Consider the following 20,102-nt stretch of genomic DNA (forward strand, 5'->3'; position numbering starts at 1 on the left):
TTTAAACAAATAATTATGTTTCGATCACACACCAACGGAGAATTATCTCTGAAAAATCTAAATGAAGAAGTTACACTTTCAGGATGGGTACAGACTATCCGTGATAAAGGATTTATGATTTGGATAGATCTTCGGGATCGTTACGGAATTACCCAGCTGGTTTTGGACCAGGAGCGTTCTTCTGCGCAGCTGATGGAAGAGGCTAAAAAATTAGGCCGGGAATTTGTGATTCAGGTTACCGGAAAAGTAATTGAAAGAGTAAGCAAAAACCCTAATATTCCGACAGGAGAAATTGAGATTCTAGTTGAAAAACTGTCAATCCTTAATGACTCTCAGCTTCCCCCATTCACTATTGAAGATGAAACAGATGGCGGCGAGGAACTGAGAATGAAATACCGTTATCTGGATATCAGAAGAGCACCGGTAAGAGATAAACTGATCTTCCGTCACAAAATGGCTCAGAAGGTTAGAAATTACCTTTCAGACGAAGGATTCATTGAAGTGGAAACACCAGTACTGATCAAATCTACTCCGGAAGGAGCGAGAGACTTTGTGGTGCCGAGCAGAATGAACCCGGGACAGTTTTATGCCCTTCCGCAATCTCCACAGACATTCAAACAGCTTCTGATGGTAGGCGGTATGGATAAATATTTCCAGATCGTAAAATGTTTCCGTGATGAGGATTTAAGAGCGGACAGACAGCCGGAATTTACACAGATCGACTGTGAAATGGCTTTCGTGGAGCAGGAAGACGTTATGAATGTTTTTGAGGGAATGACCAAAACCCTTTTAAAAGATATTACAGGAAAAGAGTTCGGAGATTTCCCAAGAATGACTTTTGCCGATGCGATGAGAAGATACGGAAACGATAAACCGGACATCCGTTTCGGAATGGAATTCGTAGAGCTGAACGAACTGGTAAAAGGAAAAGATTTTAAAATATTTGATGAAGCTGAGCTTGTTGTAGGAATCAATGTAGAGGGATGTGCAGAGTATACAAGAAAACAGATCGATGAGCTTGTTGACTGGGTAAAACGTCCGCAGATCGGAGCTTCAGGAATGGTTTGGGCGAAATTCCAGAATGACGGTGTGAAAACATCATCGGTAAACAAATTCTATAACGAAGAAGATTTAACAAAGATTATCGAGAAATTCGGAGCTAAGGAAGGCGATTTAATGCTAATCTTATCCGGAAATGAAAATAAGGTAAGAGCTCAGCTTTCTGCTTTAAGAATGGAGCTTGGAAACCGTTTGGGATTAAGAAAAGGAAATGAATTCGCTCCACTTTGGGTTGTAGACTTCCCACTTCTGGAATGGGACGAGGAAACCGGAAGATACCACGCGATGCACCACCCTTTCACTTCTCCTAAGCCTGAAGATACTCATTTGATTGAAACTGATCCCGGTAAAGTAAGAGCCAACGCTTACGATATGGTTCTTAACGGAAACGAAATCGGAGGAGGTTCTATCAGAATTTTCGACAAAGACCTTCAGTCTAAAATGTTTGACCTTTTAGGATTCACCAAAGAGGAAGCAGAAGCACAGTTCGGATTCCTGATGAATGCATTCAAATACGGAGCACCTCCTCACGGTGGTTTAGCATTCGGATTTGACCGTTTAGTGGCGATCCTTGACGGAAATGAAGTAATCAGAGATTATATTGCATTCCCTAAGAATAATTCAGGACGTGATGTGATGATTGATGCTCCGGCTTCCATTGCAGAAGCACAGCTGGATGAATTGGAAATTAAGCTGAATTTAAAAGCATAAACCTTATCAAAAAACAGTTAATTTGTTGGTTTAATATAAAAACCAACAAATTAACTTTCTTTCTTCATTAAAAAGAAATGAATATAAAGCTAAAACATTACAATGAATTAGACGGTGTAAGAGCAGTTGCCGTTATCATGGTAATGTTTTTTCATTTTTTTCAGAATATTGACAGCTCCAGCTCTATCATAAAGCTTAGCCTTTTCGGAAAAACAGGTGTTTCGTTATTTTTTGTATTATCAGGATTTCTCATTACCCGGATATTACTGAATACCAAAGAAAAGACATCTTATTTCAAATCATTTTATACAAGGAGAGCCCTAAGAATATTCCCTCTATATTTTTTATTTCTTTTCATCTATTATTTTATTTTTCCGTTGGTTTCGGATTGGCATTTAGCCAGTTTCTCCGAACAAATCTGGTACTGGACTTTTACACAGAATTTTGCTATGACCTTTGGATGGGATAATTTTGGCCCTAATTATTACTGGTCTTTGGCTGTAGAAGAACACTTTTATCTGTTCTGGCCGTTAATTCTCTATTATTGTCCGATAAAAAAGATTAAATGGACCGTTTTATTCCTTTGCATCCTTTCTTTTTTAACAAGGGTTATTCTTATTAAAAATAATATTGAAGAATCTCTATTTACTTTCGCAAGATTAGATGAGCTGGCTCTGGGTTCATTTCTGGCCATCCTGGAACGGGAGAATAAATTAATAAGCAGCAACTCAAAAAAATTCTTTGCAGCTTTTATCATATCATTGTTTCCTTTATTCTACCTTACTTTTAAAAATGGTTCCTACTCTCTGCTCGATAATAGTATAAGGCATCTAGTACTTGGGCTTGTCTATACAAGTTTTGTGGCTTTCATCGTATCTGTTGATTCAAAAAACAGGATAAAACAACTCCTCAACACTCATTTATTCAGCTTTACAGGGAAGATAAGCTATGGACTTTACGTTTACCATCCCACCTGTTTTTTAATCATTCATTACTATTTAAAAAATACCAGCATTATCCTCAGCTTTATTTTAAGCTTTGGATTGGCCTATATTATTTCCATATTGAGCTACTATTTTTTTGAAAAAAGATTTTTAAAACTGAAAAATAAATTTCCCAACTAGACTTTATTCAAGTAAAAATCTCCCTATACAAAAAGATACTTCAGAACTGCCAGAATACCCGCTAAAATGTTGATCTTGAAAATGTCTTCAGTTCTATTAAAAGAAAGTTCCGTTTACAGGAAATTTACTTCATTTTCAAAATCTCCTCTCTCCCCGGTCCGGTAGAAAGATAAGCCACAGGGATTTTCAGTTCCTCTTCCAGAAAGGAAATAAATTCTTTTAATTCATCCGGTAATTCTGAAATTCTTTTTATTGCCTTAACATCGGCATCCCAGCCTTTCAGCCATTTAAGGACAGGTTTTATATTTTCAGAAAGCCTGCCTGAAACGGACTCCATGCTTCCGTTTTCCAGTTCATAATGAGTACAAATAGCGACTGACTTCATTCCGCTCAAAACATCTGCCTTTGTAAGAACCAGCTGGGTAACTCCGCCGACCATCACAGCATATTTCAAAGCAGGAAGGTCAAGCCAGCCTATTCTTCTGGGCCGTCCTGTATTGGAACCGAACTCATGGCCTATAGTTCTTATTTTTTCTCCCTCTTCATTAAAGATCTCCGTTGGAAATACTCCGTTTCCTACTCTTGTACAATAGGCTTTAGCAATACCATAGATCTCACCGACTTTTTTCGGGGAAACACCCAATCCACTGCATGCCCCTGCTGCCGTAGTTGAGGAAGAGGTAACGTAAGGATAAGTTCCATGATCAATGTCCAACATTACTGCCTGGGAGCCCTCTGCCAAGATCTTTTTCCCTTCAGATAAAGCATTATTCAGATAGATTTCCGTATCTGTGCATCTAAATTTCTTAAGAAAATCCACTGCATCAAAAAATTCGCTGCTGATCTCTTCAAGAGAAGGCAATATCATATCTCCTCCGGCAAGAAATCTGTAATCTCTTTTTAAGATTTGCTCTGTTCTATTTTTAAAATCCTGGGAATACATATCTTCCACCCTTAAGTTCTGTCTTAAAATCTTGTTGGAATACGCCTGTGCAATGCCGTTTTTGGTAGTTCCTATCGTAGTATAATCCGGATTTCCCTCCATAAAAACATCCAGAAGCTTATGGGTCGGAAGTACGAAATGGGCCTTTCGGGAGATAACCAGATTGTTTTCCGGGTGAATGCTTTCATCAAATAACTGCAGATTCAGAATCTCTTTTTTCAGGCTTACCGGGTCTAAAACTCCCCCCGTTCCGACAACATTCTGTAATCCCTTCATAAAAATCCCCGAAGGAATTGATTTAAGGGTGATTCTTTTGCCATTTCTCTCAATGCTGTGCCCTGCGTTCGCTCCACCGTTAAAACGTGCTGTAATGTTGTAGTTTTCGCTGATGAGGTCTATAAACTTTCCTTTTCCTTCATCTCCCCACTGCAATCCTAATACAATATCCATATTTAAAATTTTATGGTACAAAGCTATGATCGTTATAAAAGGCGGCCATTGTCATTTGGCAAAAAAGTTCTTTTTAAGAAGAAAGCCGGAAGAGGGAGGATGAAAGTTACAAATACTATACCTTCGGAATGTCTATTTAAAGAATATTTCTTCTTATCCTGCTTAATGAAGAAGGAGTAATTCCGAGATAGGAAGCCAGCATGGATTGAGGAACCCTGTTCGCCAGGCCCGGATAATGTTCCAGAAAATGGATATACCGGGATTTTGCATTCAGATTGAGCATGGTACTGGCTACTTTAAGCTTATTTTCGGCAACAAAGGCATGAAGCTTTGAAAAAAGAACAGGCCATGCTGAAATTTCATTTTCCAACATTTTAAAATGATCAAAATTGATCTCCAACAGAACGGCATCTGTGATAGCTTCAATATATTCATTGGACGGAACCTGATCGGCAAATCCGTGAAAATCTCCGATAAACCGGCCTTCATAAATAAAAAAACGGGTAAAATCATCACCTTGCTTATTATAATATAAAGAACGGAATACACCCTCTTTCACAAAAGCAATCTTACGACTGACTTTTCCGGCTTCTACGAAAACATCACCTTTCTGAATGACCGTTTCCTGAAGCCCTTCAACGATCAGCTGTTCTTCTCTTTCATTCAGTATTCCGAATTTCCGGATATAATTCAACAATTCTTTCATATTAAAAAAGAGTCCTTTGGAAATTTAAAGGTAGAAAAACCCGCTGTAAAAGCCATTGCCATTTGGCAATAAAGGATAGAAAATGTACCACACGCGCTTTCATCGGCATGCTAATTGATTGATTTTTAAAAACGTAAGACAATGAAAGCAATTTGGAATGGCGCCATTGGCTTCGGTTTAGTAAATATTCCCGTTAAAATTTACTCCGCCACCGAAACCAGTAAACTGGACCTCGATATGCTCGACAAATCTGACTTTTCTAACATCAAATTCAAAAGAGTAAATGAAAATACGGGAAAAGAAGTGAAATGGGAAAACATTGTAAAAGGTTATCTCATGGATGATCAGTACATCGTTCTGAACGATGAAGACTACGCAGCAGCAAATCCGGAAAAAACAAAGATACTTTCCATAGACCAGTTTGTAAAGGAAGATGAGGTAGACAGTGTTTATTTTGAAACCCCTTATTATCTGGAGCCACAGAAAAATGGTGAAAATGCTTACAGGCTTCTGCTGAAAGCTCTTGAAGAAACCGGAATGGCCGGGATAGGAACTTTTGTGCTTCGTGAAAGTGAGGCCATCGGGCTTATCCGTCCGTATAATGATGACATCCTTGTTCTGAATCGTCTGAGGTTTGATCAGGAAATCAGAGATTACGCGGACCTGAAAATACCTGCTAAAAAAACTCCAAAGCCTGCCGAGCTGAAAATGGCCGTAAGCCTTATCAAGCAGCTTTCACAGGATTTTGATCCTCAAATGTATAAAGACACCTATTCTGATGAGCTGATGAAGATCATTAAGCAGAAAGCAAAAGGTAAAAATATAAAAGCTCCAAAAGCTGAACCTGCCAAAGAAGGCAAAGTGATTGACCTGATGGCTCAGCTAAAAGCAAGTTTACAGCATTCTAAATCTAAATCCGCATCCTGATGGCTCTTAAAGATTATCACAACAAAAGAAAGTTCGATGAAACCAGCGAACCGAAAGGAAAAACAAAAAAAAGCATAGACAAACTTATTTTTGTAGTTCAGAGACATGCCGCAACGCGACTTCATTATGATTTCAGACTGGAAATGGAAGGCGTACTGAAAAGCTGGGCTGTTCCGAAAGGACCTTCGCTCGATCCGAAAGATAAACGTCTTGCGATGATGGTTGAGGATCATCCCTATGATTACAAAGACTTTGAAGGCAATATTCCGGAAGGTAATTACGGTGCCGGACAGGTAGAAGTCTGGGACAGCGGGACCTACGAACCTCTGGAAGAAAACTCTAAACTGTCTGATGAAAAGGAGCTGTTAAAAGAACTTCACGCCGGTTCGTTAAAATTTATTTTGCACGGAAAAAAACTGAAGGGTGAGTTTGCCCTCGTTAAAATGAAAAACACAGAAGACAATGCTTGGCTGCTGATTAAACATAAAGATGAATTTGCAGAGAGTTCTTATGATGCGGAAGACAACACCTCACCCAAATCTTTGGTAACGAAATTTTTAGAGGAAAAAAAAAGCCTAAAAAACAACGGAAGAAAGAAGTCATAACTTCAGAAAAAAGCTTCAGAAACTTTAATTCCCTAACGAATGAGAAGAAGCTTAAATCCTTCATCAGACCAATGGTTGCCAAATCATCTGAAAAAGCATTTGATGATGAGAAATGGATCTTTGAAATAAAATGGGACGGCTATAGAGCCATTGCAGACCTCAGCCATGATGACCCCTTATTCTATTCCCGAAACGGAATTTCGTTTTTATCAAAATTCGGAAAAATCGCAGAAGACTTCAGCACTCAGAAATATAAGATGATTCTGGATGGTGAAATTGTGGCTTATGATCATAACGGAAGACCTAGTTTTCAGCTATTACAACAGATCGGAGACAATCCTGAGCAGACTCTGGCTTATCAGGTCTTTGATCTTCTTTGGCTGAACGGCTATTCCACCGAAGATCTTCCCCTTCTGCAGCGGAAGGAACTGCTTAAAGAAGCTTTAACAGAAACAGAAATCATTAAATATTGTGATCATATTCCGGAAAAAGGAACTGCCTTTTTTAAACAGATGAAAAAAATGAAACTTGAAGGGATGATCGCAAAAAAAGCAGATAGCCGATATATTGAAAATCACAGAACCGGTGACTGGCTGAAAATAAAGTTCAGCAATACAGATGAAGCTATCATCTGCGGTTTTACAGAGCCGAGGGGTTCACGTGAGAGCTTCGGTGCATTGATCTTAGGAAAATTTATGAATGGTAAACTTAAGTACTGCGGTCATACAGGAACCGGCTTTAACAATGAATCATTAAAACAGCTTCACCAACAGCTTCAGAAACTGACTATAAAAACCTCTCCGTTTGAAACGATTCCTAAAACCAATATGCCTGTTATCTGGACGAAACCTGAGCTGGTTTGTGAAATTAAATATTCGGAAATCACCAAAGACGGCATCTACCGCCATCCTGTTTTTGTAACTCTCCGGGAAGACAAAGAGCCCGAAGAAATTGCAGAGGCTGAAAATAAATTAAGTTCAAACTGCAAACATCCAAAAATAATGAAAGCCAAAAGTCCGTTAAAAAAAACTGAAAATTCTGAAAAAGAAATTACTCTAAATAAGCATAAGGTAAAACTTACCAATCAGGATAAGATTTATTTTCCAAAAGATGGTATTACCAAAGGGGATGTGATAGAATATTATCAGTCTGTTGCCTCGTATATCCTTCCCTACCTTAAAAACCGGCCTTTGTCTCTGAACCGTTTTCCGAACGGCATTGAAGAGCAAGGCTTTTATCAGAAGGATGCCGGTGACAGCATTCCTGAATGGATCAAAACGACACAGGTCTACTCGGAATCCAATGATAAATATATTGATTATATCTACTGTAATGACAAAGCAACTCTGGCTTATCTGAATAATTTAGGCTGTATTGATCTCAACCCATGGAACAGTTCCCTGCCCGACCTGGAACATCCTGATTATCTTGTTCTGGACCTTGACCCATCAAAAAAGAACACATTTGATGATGTAGTTGAAACGGCCCTGCAGGTAAATGAAGTTTTAAAATCCGTTAAAGTGAAAGGCTATTGCAAAACTTCCGGAAGCACAGGAATCCACATTTATATTCCGATGGATGGGAAATATGATTTTGAACAGGTAAAAGATTTTGCACACATCCTGATGAAGCAGGTAAATGAAAAACTTCCCAAAATCACTACTCTGGAAAGAAGTCTTCAGAAAAGAGATGATAAAAAAATCTATCTCGATTATCTGCAGAACAGAACAGGACAGACTTTAGCGAGCGCATATAGTTTAAGGCCTAAAGAAGGAACCGCTGTTTCTATGCCGCTGGAATGGAATGAACTGAAACCTGGATTGAAACCTATTGACTTCAATATTCATAATGCGCTTGAAAGGATTAAAGAGAAGGGAGATTTATTTAAACCCGTTCTGGAAAAGGGAATTGATATGATGAAGACATTGGAATTGTTGCAGCCATAAATTAATAAAGCATTTCTTTAATTAATTTACTATACTCTTCCTGTTTTTTAAAGTCCCTGCCCATGTCTGTATCAATTTCATATTTATCCTGAAATTCAAGGTGCTCTTTATACATATCATCATATGTTTTTTGAAATTTTTCTATAAAGTCCTGTGAACCTTTGATCTCGACATCTATTTTCTTCTGCAATTTTTTTGCGAATATTTCCGCAATATCAAAATGGCCCTGCTCATGGGCTAAAAGTTGCAGTGTTTTATACTCAGGTTTTACCCAAGATGACAATTGATCAAAATCAGCATATATTTTAACTTTAATTCTTCCTGTCCAAATAGATTGTGATAAGATTTTGAATTTTATACTGACTGAAGAAACAGCAGCTGCCGTACTTATACCAATTTCACCCTTAAAATCATCAAATGACAACCTATTTTGGCGACTCCATTCAAGGTTCTGTTGTGAAAACCATAAAGAGGGTATTAAAATAAAAATTGATAGCAATAGTTTCATAATACAAATCAAGGAAGTTTTGCGACCAGGCTTTCCGGTAATATTTTCAAAATCAAATAAATAATTTTCCACTTAAAATTGGGAACAATAGTAAAGGTATTTCCAGCATTCACAATGAATTTCGCTACATAGTCCGGTTCCATAATCAGAGATTCATTCAGTTGCAGCCCTTCATTGATCTTGGTTCTGATGTAGCCAATCACCAAAACATTTACAATAATTTTTCTGAAAGCAAGCTCCTGTCGTAACCCTGCTAAATACTGGGTAAATGCAGCTTTCGTACTTCCATATACAAAATTGCTTTTTCTTCCCCTTACTCCGGAAAGCGAAGACAATCCGACAATCCTTTCCAGATTTCTATTGCTTTGATCCGTTGCAATGATGTTTAGGATAGATACCGCCCCCATATAATTAACCTGCATCATCTGGCTGGCTCCTTTAAAATCTTTTAATGCTTTTTCATTATCCACTAAAAATCCGGCAGCATACACCACAATATGAGGTTTTGCAGGAAGGCTGTCATAAAATGACTGGTGAGAATCAAAATCCACAGCGTCAAAGTACAAAATTCTGATTTTTGAAGCATCCAGACTGTTCTCTGTCACAAATTTCTCCAGTGATCTGGTATCCCGTGAAGCCGCCATTACTGAAAATCCTTTTTCAATATACTGTTTTATACACTGCTTGGCCACATCTGAATTGGCTCCTAAAATGAGAACGTTTTTGCCTGTATTCTGATTCATTCCACAAAGATATTTTATTTGTTTTTATTGGATGAAATAGAACAGTCTTAAATATACATCCGATTATACCAACTAAACCCGACAGGCTTTAGAAACCTGTTAGGTTTCAATTAAGATTCTCAAAATACAGAGTTCTATATCTCTAATCAGGTTATTTCTCTTTAAATTCTTTTTAATAAAAAAATCCGGCGCGGTGAGCTTTGCTCACCGCGCCGGAAAAATATCTTCAAACTGAAAAATTATTTTGTTTCAGCTTCATTTTCTTTTTTATCTGCTGTTTTTTCAGCAGCTTTTGCCTTATCTCCAAAACGCGCTTCAGTAAATTCTCTTGAAACCGCTGCTTTTTCGAATTTCAGCTTTCCGGATAATGTTTCAATAACGAAACCATCCTCCTGAACTTGGGCAATTCTTCCGTGAAGACCTGAAGTAAGCACTACTCTGGTTCCTACTTTTAAAGTTTCCTGGAAGTTCTTTTCCTGTTTTTGCTTTTTCATTTGCGGTCTTATCATCAGGAAATAAAAACCTACAAACATCACACCCATCATGATCAGCATCATTGAAGAAGATCCTTGTGGCTGTGCTTGTAAAAAGATTGTTAACATATAAGTTAAATTAAGGTTGAATGTTCGCTGTGAACGTTAATCTGATTGGAGACTTCTCTACATTGGCGAATACATCTGCATACTTCTGAACGTTTCCGTCGAAGTTAGTAGAATCAAAATGCAATGTAATTTTTCCTTTTTTACCCGGAAGAATCGGTTCTTTCGTAAAATCAGGAGCTGTACATCCGCATCCTGGCTTTACTTCAGAAATTACTAACGGATTGTTTCCAGTATTGGTAATTTCGTATACGTGCTCTACTTTATCTCCTTTTTTGATTTTCCCAAAATCGAAGTTGCTTTCACCTAAAGCCACTGTAGTTGATGGCTGGGTAGAAACCTGCGCAGGAACACCTGCCTCAGCGGTTACAGGAGTTACTGCAGAATCTGCAGGAGTACCAGCTGCTGAAGCTGTAGAATCTGTTGTAGTTTCAGTAGTCTGAGTTTCTTTGTTTTCTTTTTTGCAGGAAACCAAACCAAAGCCTATAATAGACAAAGCGATAATTGATAACGTCTTTTTCATGTTAAATTCTATTTTGATCTTTACAATATTTATCCAAAATTCCGTTAATGAAAATATTGGAACGGTCTGTAGCAAATACTTTCGCAATTTCAATATATTCATTAATAATAACTCTTGAAGGCGTAAAAGGAAAATTATCCAGTTCAGAGATGGAAGTTGACAAAATTACTTTATCCATTAAAGAAACTCTTTCCAGATCCCAATTTTCCAGTCTTTCTTCCAATTTCTTTTCATTGATTTCCCAGTTATTCAGCGTATCTCTAAGCAGTTTGCTGGCAAAAGTTTTATCCTCTTCATCTTTGATCATTTTAATCAGAGTTCTGCTTTCTTCATCTTCTTTCAGAAAACCAATTGTTTTCTGCACCATGGAATTGGCAATATGGATATCATCATACCATGAAAGTTCTTTGTCCCCTAAATAATCATGAAAATCATCATTTTCAGCGATATATCTTAAAAACAGTTTTCCAATGAACTTCTGATCATCTTCAAAAGAATATCCATCTTCTTTCATGAAATCCTGATATCGTTTTCCTGCAGTGATTCTCTGGAAAGTCTTCACCAATAAATCATCATGCATATCCCACTTCAGCTGTTTGTGCTGGCCTGTAAAAAATAACCTTTCAGGGTTTTCTTCCAATTTAATCAGGATCTGGTTGTTGATGAATTTTTGGTTAGGATTGATATCAGCATCAGTTTTAATGAATTTATTTTTCCCGATCTCGATCTGGTTTTCTGCCAGTTCTTTGAGGGCTACTAAAAAATTCAGCTGATAGATGTATAGATAATAGATTTTCTCTATTCCTGAGAACATATTTTTCTCTAAAACATCAAACTTTACAGGATTCTGGTAGTAAGAATACACTGTTTGTACTACTTTTTCACGGATTTGTCGTCTTCCTAACATTCAAAGAGCTTTTTTATGGCTGCAAAGATACAAAATTTAAAATTGATGAAATTCGTAGTATGGTCACATTTTCGTAATTTTGTAAAACTTTATGAAAGCGCTAAAAACTTTAAACCCCTATTTTTGGAAACACAAAATACTTTTGTTTTGGGGGTTCTTATTTATCATTGCCAGTAATTTTTTCAATATATATAAAGTTCAGTTTATCGGAAAATCTGTAGACCAGCTTGCTGATATGAAAAACGGAAGTCTTGGCTTCAATAAACAGGTACTTATTTATGTGGCAATCATTGTGGCCAGTTCTCTTCTGACAGGTTTTTTTACATTCATGATGAGACAGACCATCATTGTAGCTTCAAGAAGGATTGAATATGAATTGAAAAATAAAATCTACAGGCATTATCAGGATCTGTCTTTAACAGATTACAAGCAGACCACCATCGGAGATCTGATGAACAGGCTTAGTGAAGATGTGGTTGCTGTAAGAATGTATCTTGGCCCCGGTGTAATGTACGTAGTGAACATCATCGTTTTGGTTGTGATCACGGCCATCTATATGGTGAGTACAGATACGTCTATGACTTTATGGACTCTTCTCCCGCTTCCGATCCTGTCTTATCTTATATTTAAGGTAAGTTCTATTATTAATAAGAAATCAAAGGTCATGCAAAAAAGCCAGTCTGCGATTTCTACATTTGTACAGGACAGCTTTTCAGGAATCCGCGTAGTGAAGTTTTTTGCTAAAGAAAAATACATCGAGAAAAACTATGGCATCAAAGTAACGGATTATCAGGACAAAGCTTTGGATTTAGCCAAAACAGAAGCATATTTCTTTACCATTATTCTATTTGTAATCGGGCTTTTGAATGTTGCTGTGATCTGGATTGGAGGACAGAAATATATTGCAGGAGAACTGAGCGTGGGTAAAATTGCAGACTTCTTTATGTACATCAACATCCTGATATGGCCATTCTCTTTGGTAGGTTGGGTAACTTCAGTTAACCAGAGGGCTGAAGCCTCAATGCAGAGGATCAATGAATTTATGGATAAAAAATCAGAGATTGTAAATACCAACTTTGAGACTTATCCAATTAAAGGGGATATTGAATTCAGAAATGTGACTTATGTTTATCCCAATACAGGAATCACAGCGCTTGACAACTTAAATTTTAAGATTAACGCAGGTGAATCACTGGCCATCATGGGTAAAACCGGAAGCGGAAAGTCTACTATTGCTCTCCTGCTCTGCCGATTGATTGATCCCACGGAAGGAGAAATTCTTATTGATGGGAAAAATCTTAAAGAGCACAATCTGGACAATTACAGAAAATTCCTTGGTTATATTCCTCAGGAAAGCTATTTATTCTCAGATTCTATTGAAAATAATATTGGCTTTGCCATCGATAACCCTTCTCATGAGAAAGTAGTGGAATATGCAAAAATTGCTGATGTAGATAAAAATATTATTGAATTTAAAGAGCAGTATAAAACACTTGTAGGTGAACGCGGAGTGATGCTTTCGGGAGGTCAGAAACAGAGAATCTGCATCGCCAGAGCCCTGATCAAAGACCCTAATATCATCATTTTTGACGACTCTTTATCTGCTTTGGACACCAAAACGGAACAGAATATTCTTGAAAATATTGACAAAAAAATTCGTAACGCTACTTCCATAATTATCACACACAGAGAGTCTAGCGCTCAAAAAGCAGACAAAATCCTCAACCTTACCGAAATTGCCAATTCTGTAACCGCATAGCCGTTTCATTCCCAATTGTTAAATAAATCATAAAAAAAATTTTGTGATTAAAAGAATTCTTTTATATTTGTTCTTAACAAGATTAAAAAATATCTAACAATGAGTGAATACAAGGAACGCCATGAAAATGAAATTTTCACTAAGGTGTTAAAAGCAGGGAGAAGAACTTATTTCTTTGATGTGCGCGAGACGAAAGCAGGAGATTATTATCTTACGATTACCGAAAGCAAAAAGAATTTCGGGGAGAATGGGGAAGCTACATTCGAGAAGCACAAAATTTATCTTTACAAAGAAGATTTTAAAAGTTTTCAGGAGATGTTTAATGAGTCCACAGATTTCATCATTAACGAAAAGGGTGAGGATGTAATTTCAGAAAAACATGACAAAGACTTCAAAAGCAGAACCTACACAATTGATTCTGACGACGAAGTTTAAAAAAAGAATATCTAAAAACACAAGCATCTGAAAAAGGTGCTTTTTTTTGTATCTGAAAATGTGCAGATCAAAGTACAAAACGAGATCAGGTTGTAAAAACTTACTTTGCCTTGATAAATACCTCTAATGGACATTATAACAAAAGGTACACCCTTGAAAGTGTACCTTTTTAGTTTTATAAAAGCTTTACAATTGATCTTCTATACAAATTCTCTTTTGATCTGGGAAAGTATAGTCGGATCCTGTATTTCATTGTCTTTGGCCAGCAATAAAACTTTAGACAGAACTTCCGCAGATTTTGGATCATCATCGGCAAAAGGCAAGAATAATCTTCCTCTGTGCTGTGAATGAACGGAAAGTATGGACAGATAATTGCCCGGAACCTGATGCACAACTGCACTGCCCAGGTGAACACTGTATTCCGCCATTTTTCCTTTAACCAATACGTGTGAGCCTTCAATTCTTACATTATCCAGCTTGAAAAGTTTTGCTGTTTCCTTCATCAATACCGCCCTCATTTCAATGGAAGAATGGCTCGCCTCCGGATCTACATTTCCAACGTGGGCAACCGATACCACCAGATCCACATCACGCATGACCTCAGAGAACAGCCTCGGGTTAATCTCTTCAAAAGGAATATTCTTATACGTTTTCAATGAATGGAATTCTATGGTTTCCAGGGTCGGACTCTCTATATCGGCAGGTGAAAACCAATCAGCCATCGCATACAATTTCACCTGAAAGCCTTCTTTATGGTAGACTTTCTGTAATCCTTCTTCGTGGTCTACTTTCCATCCTCTTGTTTTCAGAAGGGCTAAAGTCTGTTTCGGCTGGATCTGATGCCCTGCATAACGGCGTGATATAGATTTTTCCTTCAGTTCATCAGGAGTCGGCACGTACAATTCCCTGAAAATCTGTTTGAACGGCTGGATCAGCTTTTCTGTAAAGCAGTAATGCTGATAGTCACTCCACACAGAATTATGATGCAGATCCACACAATGAGCAATACGCAGAGTATTATCTTCGCTTAATTTTTGAATTTCTCCATGGGTATTCACCAGATTTCCGTTATGGAAGAACCCTATTTTCCCGTCATTGGAAATAAACACCAGCTTTTCCAGATGTTTTACAATAACCGGATGTTCAAATAAATTTTGAATTTCAGCAAAAAGGAATTCATCCCCCCTGATCATTGCCTCTTCCAAACCTTTCCGGGAACGGGTCCACTGCTCACGCATAATCTTCCTATAACTACCCAGCTCCAGAATAGCTTTATCTTTTTTAATTTTCGGCGGAATTGATTTCAGCTGTTTATCATCCCGGAACACGACAAGCTCGGCTTTCCCGCCAGTTTCTATGATTAAACCTACCGTTACACCATCTATTGTTACTTGTGTTTCTTTTGACAGCAGGTTTTGGATCTGTTTGGTTTCCATTGCCCAGGTCAGCCGGATTGGATCAGGATAGCCTGCATTTCTGGCTAAGTTTTCTAAAGCAACTCTTACCGCCAATGCTTCACTGGCCTGCTTCATAGAGCCAAATTCACGGCTTTCTTTTTTGAACTGCTGTATATATTCGTACCGGTTCAGTACATCTTTCTCCGGGTTGGTTTTACTTAACGGAACAAGTCCATAGACACGGAGAAAATCCTGATCCCGTTTATCTTTTACTTTAGCCGTTACTTCTTTTATTTTCAGACTTCCGGTAAGAGTGTCAGAATAAAGCCTTGCGCGGCGGTGTCCGTTTCCGTCAGAAATATATTTGGCGGATTCGTAAAGCATTTCCCAGCGGGTTTTCCCCAATTCTTTATATGCCTGAGTAAACCAGTCTTTATCTACTGCCCCGTCTTTAAATTCCTGAATATCCACAGATGAATATTTTGCAGCCTCACTTTCCAGCTCTGAATTCTGTTCCTGATAAGCCCCAGTTTTAGTATGGGCATGCATCCACCAAATCGCTGAATCCAGACCTTTCCAGCCTAAATAACTACTGATTAACTTCTGCCATTGCGGAGCATACACAGCAGCCTGTATCAGGCGTAATTCTGTAATATTCTCCTTTTTCACCATTTCGTTGAATGATTTCTGGGTATCTGTCTCCAGAGGATAGCACTGAGATAACAGATAAGAAAAGAGCTTCTGCTTGGTCATGCTTTCATTGCCATAGCTGTATATATAATTGGCATACAACCCGGATTTACCCAAGCCTTTCAGGATCTGCACAAATCTGTCTGCCCCGTAAATTGCCCGGAATTCCTGTACAAAGTGGGAAACAGCGGTATTGGCATCACCACGGATAAGTTCTACGTCCAGGAATTTGTTCTGTATTTCTTTGATCATCGGTTTCAGGAAAGGGAAAATTTCCAGCAGCTTCTCGCTGTTCTTATAGAATTTAACAGTCGTAAGGTTTCTTATGACGGAATCTCCCGTGAAAATTCCTTCGTACAGTTCATCTTTGGTAATGATCTTCAGTTCGTACGCTTTACAGAATAAATAAAAATCCGGAACAGTATGTTTTACATTTTCCGGCAGTCCGTTAAACTGCATCCAACGGAATAAGTTCCATAACTTGGTTAATTGCTCATCTGTAATTTTCTGGTACGGAACTGCATCTAAGAACAGATTAAAAAATCCCGTCTGCTGCCAGCCGTTTCCGTCATACCTATAATAATAATCGTTTTCTTTTGCTTTATGATTGATAATTTCCTCCGGAAGATTGGCAAACAAAGTACTGCAGATATCCAGTAAGAAATCTGTTCTTTCTTCAAATACAAATTTATACCGCAGGGAATCCAGAATGTACTTAATAGGATTATCCCAGAAATAGCCTCCTTTTTTAGGATTCGGAAGGACATCCTTACAATAGAACACATAGTTTTCAAGAAAATCTCTGAACTTTTTACGGTCGCAGCTTTCCGCAAAGGTCATCAGGAAAAGATCTCTTGGCTCAAGCCCCGAATCTTTATACCATTGCTCCCAAACTTCATGCAAAGGATAATTCTCAGCAAGCTGTGCACCTGTAAAGCCTTCGGTGTTTCTTTTCATTTGTGTGAAACTATTTCCCAACAACTGCTTTTGCATTGATCCATCCCAGTTTTCAAATTCGTATTCGTGGTCTTTATGTTTCTGGAACAGGTCATTCAGTTTTTTCAGTTCTGCCTTTATCTGACTTAATGGCTGTGTGAAACCGTATTTTTCTTTTTTAACAGCCTGTGCATATACTGAATCCGTCTTCACTTCCGGTAGCTCAAATTTAGAAATAACCTTAGGATCATAGAATCCAAAGCCATTTTCAGGAGAAAGCTGTTCTTTATCCCCGGAAGGATTAAGCTGGTCAAGAAGATTCTGTTCCCTCTCAGAGATCTTTGTTTTTTCTGAATATTGTTTTGTCCATTCCGTGATTCGGGCCGGCACTCTTCTGTTTTTTTGAAGCTGAAGCATGAGATCGAGGGAAGCTGTTCTCTGCTCTACATCTCCTTTGGTCATTAGTTCTTCCACAAACGGAACAACCGCTTCATCTTCCTGCTGGATAACCAGTTCAATCAGTTTCTTACGGAGTGTTCCGCCTTTTCTTTTGAACATATCGAAGAAAGTCATTACCTCCTCTTTATTCAGAGGATTCTGAAGGAGCACATTAATTCCTGAAGCAATCAAAGATTCTCCCCTGTCCTTTATAATTCTGAAAGCAAATTCTTTCTGAAAAGGAGTAACAGCATTTTTCTTTTTCCCCATTCCGTAAGAGAATGAATAGCAGTAAAAGTCTCCTAAAAGTGCTCTCGTTAACTGTTCACGTAATGAAAGTTCAAACTGATCGAAATAAGAAAGTACCAGATCCAGCTTTGCTTTATCTTCTCCCACCAGGTAGAACATTGAAGAATAGAAATTACTCTTATTAAAAGCAGCATTAAGCCACGAGAATATTTTTCCCTCGAATTTCTTTTCTTTTATGTCTATCTTTTGGGTTAATTCATGAAGCTTCTCAAAGAAATCCGGGTAATCTGCATTATTGATATAGAATTTTGAAACTGTATTCACACTTAACAATGAAGATAAGGGATACCCAACAAATGCCAGAACCTGCAGATCGTCTTCCTGTATTGCTTTATAGAATAACGGCATCTGAATATAAGGATCTCCGGTTTCCACAGCAAATTTTACAGCCAGACATTTTTTTTCCGTATTTCCTTTATCAAAGAGCTGGTGCAGATAAGGAACTGTTTTTTCCACATCCCAGACCGCCTGCACCCAAAGTGCCATATAGACTTCGTTATTGTTTTTACTTTTTATGGCATTAGGAATCTCTTCCGGATTATTGAAATAGGTATCTGCTAATGAAACAATGTTTTTTACTACTGATTCTTTTTCTGCATCCCATCCCAAACCGGTCCAGGTATCAATAGCCCGTACAACAGAAGAAAAACGGGTAAGTTTATGCTCAAGAATTACATGAACCATGTACTGAAGGGCTCCGATACTGGTTTCATCCAGAGCTTCGAGTATAGTTTGGCGAAGACCTTCCTGTCTCTGGGCTGCCAGCAGCAACTTTTCAACTAATTCCCAGCAGTGCTTCTGCTCACTGTTTAGTAAAGCCTTAATGATATTTCTGGATACTTTTCCTTCTGTATGCTTATTGAAAATGATATCCTCAATCAGTTGGTAAACAGCTTTATTCCCTGTGTCGATGGCTGCCGACCATATATAAAACTGATATGAATTATGAGTTACCGCCTGATCATAGATGATCTGTTCTTCCAGTGAAAGATCATAATGCTGATTACCACTGCTGTAATTATAGATCATCGGAAACTTTATCAGCTCTCTCAACAGGTTAACCTGGTTAAGCAATAAATACTTCTCATTATTCGGGGCCCGGAATGAACGGCGATAATATCCCGTCTGGTACATTTTATAAGCCATTTTATTCCAGACATATTTCACCAGATCAGCATGAGCTCCAAAATAATAGACCAGTAATTCATAGTACTCTTTATCCTCCCAAATATCAGATTTGATGTACTGTTTAAGCTTTTCTGTCTCTTTAGAGCCTACAGTAAGTTCCTGATAATAATCTGTTTTTCCCTTCAGCAATAGCGCCATCTCTGCTACATGTCTTTTAAGAATAGGCTTATCCGGAAAGACACGAGAAGAAATATTTCCCTCTGCCAGTGCTTTAAGATCTTTTTTTACTTTTTCATAATAATTGCTGACGAGGGTCTTTGATTTTAGTTTTTCTGTAATTTCCATTTATATTGTTACTTAGTGTGATTATTTTACCAATAGCTTCCTGCCAGAAAGGTGAGCCTGATGAAAGTGAAGGTATATTCCTGACTCAGATCAATGGTCTGGGCTAGGTTTTCAAGCTGTTCATCATTATAAAATACAGCAAACAATCCGTCTTCAAAAGCCTGAATGGCGTTTTCCTGAGCTTTTGCCAGATCTGCTTTCTTTTGATTGTAAATGCTTCCGAACCCTACTTTTCCAGTATCGGTAAGGATATTCAGATAATTGTCTACAGGGATTTTAGCATCATCTTCGTCTTCCAATTCAAATGATTTTGTATTAAATGCTTCAACTTGCTGTTGAACAATACGCTTTAATAGCTCTTCCAGGGTAATACTGTTTTCTGAATATCCTATTTCAAGCTTCTGTTCTGCAAGAACGGGATGTTTCTTTCCTAATTGTTTTACAGTGACCTTTATTTCCATATTTGAAGTTAGTGTGGACTAAATATAGGGAAATTTTCAGCCTCCATGTGTTATATTCACCTTTTTACCGCTTATCAAACTCCAGCTTTACATTAAAAAAAAATCTATACATCCCATTTATTTTTAAGGAAATAAAAATGAAAAAGCGATATTATTTAGTGTTTTTGATTGTTTTCAATAATTTCCGATGATCTATACAATATAAAAATGGATAAATAAATTTGAAAATCAGATAATTATCAACAATTTCCCTTAAGACTTACTCTTCGTTTATGCTTCTTCCTCGTAATAAATTGGAATATATACTGATCTTTTATCGATTTTGGCTGAAAAAAAATTCTACTTAAATGTTTTAATAAAACACATTATGATACTATATTTTACATTTTATATTGTATTTTTTATAATTTCTTTTAATTCTATTTAATTTTTATTGAAAATCATTTAATTTAA

16 protein-coding genes are annotated in these 20,102 nt (G+C 37.6%); 7 read left to right on the forward strand and 9 right to left on the reverse strand.

The window, feature by feature from the left end; translation table 11 throughout:
* The first annotated feature begins 15 nt into the window (after positions 1-15).
* Both aspS and J2Y40_RS14755 read left to right on the forward strand, forming a co-directional pair.
* Complete coding sequence (gene aspS, locus J2Y40_RS14750; RefSeq protein WP_309999749.1) at positions 16-1,770, forward strand: aspartate--tRNA ligase; 1,755 nt, start codon at positions 16-18, stop codon at positions 1,768-1,770.
* A gap of 77 nt (positions 1,771-1,847) precedes the next feature.
* Positions 1,848-2,894: an acyltransferase gene (locus J2Y40_RS14755; protein WP_153395942.1), complete on the forward strand. Its 1,047-nt coding sequence runs from the start codon at positions 1,848-1,850 to the stop codon at positions 2,892-2,894.
* A gap of 124 nt (positions 2,895-3,018) precedes the next feature.
* Here J2Y40_RS14755 and J2Y40_RS14760 read toward each other — a convergent pair whose 3' ends face one another.
* Entirely contained in the window at positions 3,019-4,287 is a 1,269-nt protein-coding gene (locus tag J2Y40_RS14760; RefSeq protein WP_309999751.1) for an adenylosuccinate synthase, read from the reverse strand.
* A gap of 136 nt (positions 4,288-4,423) precedes the next feature.
* Entirely contained in the window at positions 4,424-4,993 is a 570-nt protein-coding gene (locus J2Y40_RS14765) for a Crp/Fnr family transcriptional regulator (RefSeq protein WP_153395946.1), read from the reverse strand.
* 141 nt (positions 4,994-5,134) lie between these two features.
* Here J2Y40_RS14765 and J2Y40_RS14770 point away from each other — a divergent pair, with 141 nt between their 5' ends.
* The 3 genes from J2Y40_RS14770 to ligD all read left to right on the forward strand — a co-directional run bounded on the left by J2Y40_RS14770 (position 5,135) and on the right by ligD (position 8,471).
* Positions 5,135-5,920: a Ku protein gene (locus J2Y40_RS14770; protein ID WP_153395948.1), complete on the forward strand. Its 786-nt coding sequence runs from the start codon at positions 5,135-5,137 to the stop codon at positions 5,918-5,920.
* Positions 5,920-6,525 (forward strand): DNA polymerase ligase N-terminal domain-containing protein, encoded by a 606-nt coding sequence (locus J2Y40_RS14775; protein ID WP_153395950.1) that lies wholly within the window; start codon positions 5,920-5,922, stop codon positions 6,523-6,525. The genes J2Y40_RS14770 and J2Y40_RS14775 overlap by 1 nt, the downstream gene beginning before the upstream one ends.
* A gap of 71 nt (positions 6,526-6,596) precedes the next feature.
* On the forward strand, positions 6,597-8,471 hold the full coding sequence (ligD, locus tag J2Y40_RS14780) for a DNA ligase D (RefSeq protein ID WP_309999754.1): 1,875 nt from the start codon (positions 6,597-6,599) through the stop codon (positions 8,469-8,471).
* A gap of 1 nt (position 8,472) precedes the next feature.
* On the opposite strand, the gene J2Y40_RS14785 is transcribed toward ligD, so the two are convergent.
* The 5 genes from J2Y40_RS14785 to J2Y40_RS14805 form a co-directional block, all read right to left on the reverse strand.
* The gene (locus J2Y40_RS14785) at positions 8,473-8,979 is read right to left on the reverse strand and encodes a hypothetical protein (protein WP_309999755.1); all 507 of its coding nucleotides are present in this window, start codon (positions 8,977-8,979) and stop codon (positions 8,473-8,475) included.
* Positions 8,980-8,987: 8 nt separating this feature from the next.
* Positions 8,988-9,722, reverse strand: a complete 735-nt coding sequence (locus J2Y40_RS14790) for an SDR family NAD(P)-dependent oxidoreductase (RefSeq protein ID WP_153395956.1) — start codon at positions 9,720-9,722, stop codon at positions 8,988-8,990.
* Between the two features lie 239 nt (positions 9,723-9,961).
* On the reverse strand, positions 9,962-10,324 hold the full coding sequence (yajC, locus tag J2Y40_RS14795) for a preprotein translocase subunit YajC (protein ID WP_309999759.1): 363 nt from the start codon (positions 10,322-10,324) through the stop codon (positions 9,962-9,964).
* A 10-nt stretch (positions 10,325-10,334) separates the two neighbouring features.
* Complete coding sequence (locus J2Y40_RS14800) at positions 10,335-10,844, reverse strand: DUF1573 domain-containing protein (RefSeq protein WP_153395958.1); 510 nt, start codon at positions 10,842-10,844, stop codon at positions 10,335-10,337.
* Between the two features lies 1 nt (position 10,845).
* On the reverse strand, positions 10,846-11,751 hold the full coding sequence (locus J2Y40_RS14805; protein WP_153395960.1) for a transcription antitermination protein NusB: 906 nt from the start codon (positions 11,749-11,751) through the stop codon (positions 10,846-10,848).
* 91 nt (positions 11,752-11,842) lie between these two features.
* On the opposite strand from J2Y40_RS14805, the gene J2Y40_RS14810 reads away from it, so the two are divergent.
* Together J2Y40_RS14810 and J2Y40_RS14815 are read left to right on the forward strand one after the other, a co-directional pair.
* Positions 11,843-13,510 carry an ABC transporter ATP-binding protein gene (locus tag J2Y40_RS14810; protein ID WP_153395962.1) on the forward strand — a complete coding sequence of 556 codons (1,668 nt, stop codon included), beginning with the start codon at positions 11,843-11,845 and terminating at the stop codon, positions 13,508-13,510.
* Positions 13,511-13,609: 99 nt separating this feature from the next.
* Positions 13,610-13,945 (forward strand): DUF3276 family protein, encoded by a 336-nt coding sequence (locus tag J2Y40_RS14815; protein ID WP_029295477.1) that lies wholly within the window; start codon positions 13,610-13,612, stop codon positions 13,943-13,945.
* 200 nt (positions 13,946-14,145) lie between these two features.
* Here J2Y40_RS14815 and J2Y40_RS14820 read toward each other — a convergent pair whose 3' ends face one another.
* On the reverse strand, positions 14,146-19,188 hold the full coding sequence (locus J2Y40_RS14820) for a DUF4132 domain-containing protein (protein ID WP_309999762.1): 5,043 nt from the start codon (positions 19,186-19,188) through the stop codon (positions 14,146-14,148).
* Between the two features lie 26 nt (positions 19,189-19,214).
* Entirely contained in the window at positions 19,215-19,649 is a 435-nt protein-coding gene (locus J2Y40_RS14825) for a hypothetical protein (protein ID WP_153395966.1), read from the reverse strand.
* Between the last annotated feature and the right edge of the window lie 453 nt (positions 19,650-20,102).

The sequence above is a fragment of the Chryseobacterium sp. 2987 genome (assembly GCF_031456375.1).
Classification (GTDB): domain Bacteria; phylum Bacteroidota; class Bacteroidia; order Flavobacteriales; family Weeksellaceae; genus Chryseobacterium; species Chryseobacterium vaccae.

Bases quoted from the DNA above. Each gene is read 5' to 3' on its own strand.
- aspS (WP_309999749.1), top strand. From the start codon at position 16: ATGTTTCGATCACACACCAACGGAGAATTATCTCTGAAAAATCTAAAT.
- J2Y40_RS14755 (WP_153395942.1), top strand. From the start codon at position 1,848: ATGAATATAAAGCTAAAACATTACAATGAATTAGACGGTGTAAGAGCA.
- J2Y40_RS14760 (WP_309999751.1), bottom strand. From the start codon at position 4,287: ATGGATATTGTATTAGGATTGCAGTGGGGAGATGAAGGAAAAGGAAAG.
- J2Y40_RS14765 (WP_153395946.1), bottom strand. From the start codon at position 4,993: ATGAAAGAATTGTTGAATTATATCCGGAAATTCGGAATACTGAATGAA.
- J2Y40_RS14770 (WP_153395948.1), top strand. From the start codon at position 5,135: ATGAAAGCAATTTGGAATGGCGCCATTGGCTTCGGTTTAGTAAATATT.
- J2Y40_RS14775 (WP_153395950.1), top strand. From the start codon at position 5,920: ATGGCTCTTAAAGATTATCACAACAAAAGAAAGTTCGATGAAACCAGC.
- ligD (WP_309999754.1), top strand. From the start codon at position 6,597: ATGGTTGCCAAATCATCTGAAAAAGCATTTGATGATGAGAAATGGATC.
- J2Y40_RS14785 (WP_309999755.1), bottom strand. From the start codon at position 8,979: ATGAAACTATTGCTATCAATTTTTATTTTAATACCCTCTTTATGGTTT.
- J2Y40_RS14790 (WP_153395956.1), bottom strand. From the start codon at position 9,722: ATGAATCAGAATACAGGCAAAAACGTTCTCATTTTAGGAGCCAATTCA.
- yajC (WP_309999759.1), bottom strand. From the start codon at position 10,324: ATGTTAACAATCTTTTTACAAGCACAGCCACAAGGATCTTCTTCAATG.
- J2Y40_RS14800 (WP_153395958.1), bottom strand. From the start codon at position 10,844: ATGAAAAAGACGTTATCAATTATCGCTTTGTCTATTATAGGCTTTGGT.
- J2Y40_RS14805 (WP_153395960.1), bottom strand. From the start codon at position 11,751: ATGTTAGGAAGACGACAAATCCGTGAAAAAGTAGTACAAACAGTGTAT.
- J2Y40_RS14810 (WP_153395962.1), top strand. From the start codon at position 11,843: ATGAAAGCGCTAAAAACTTTAAACCCCTATTTTTGGAAACACAAAATA.
- J2Y40_RS14815 (WP_029295477.1), top strand. From the start codon at position 13,610: ATGAGTGAATACAAGGAACGCCATGAAAATGAAATTTTCACTAAGGTG.
- J2Y40_RS14820 (WP_309999762.1), bottom strand. From the start codon at position 19,188: ATGGAAATTACAGAAAAACTAAAATCAAAGACCCTCGTCAGCAATTAT.
- J2Y40_RS14825 (WP_153395966.1), bottom strand. From the start codon at position 19,649: ATGGAAATAAAGGTCACTGTAAAACAATTAGGAAAGAAACATCCCGTT.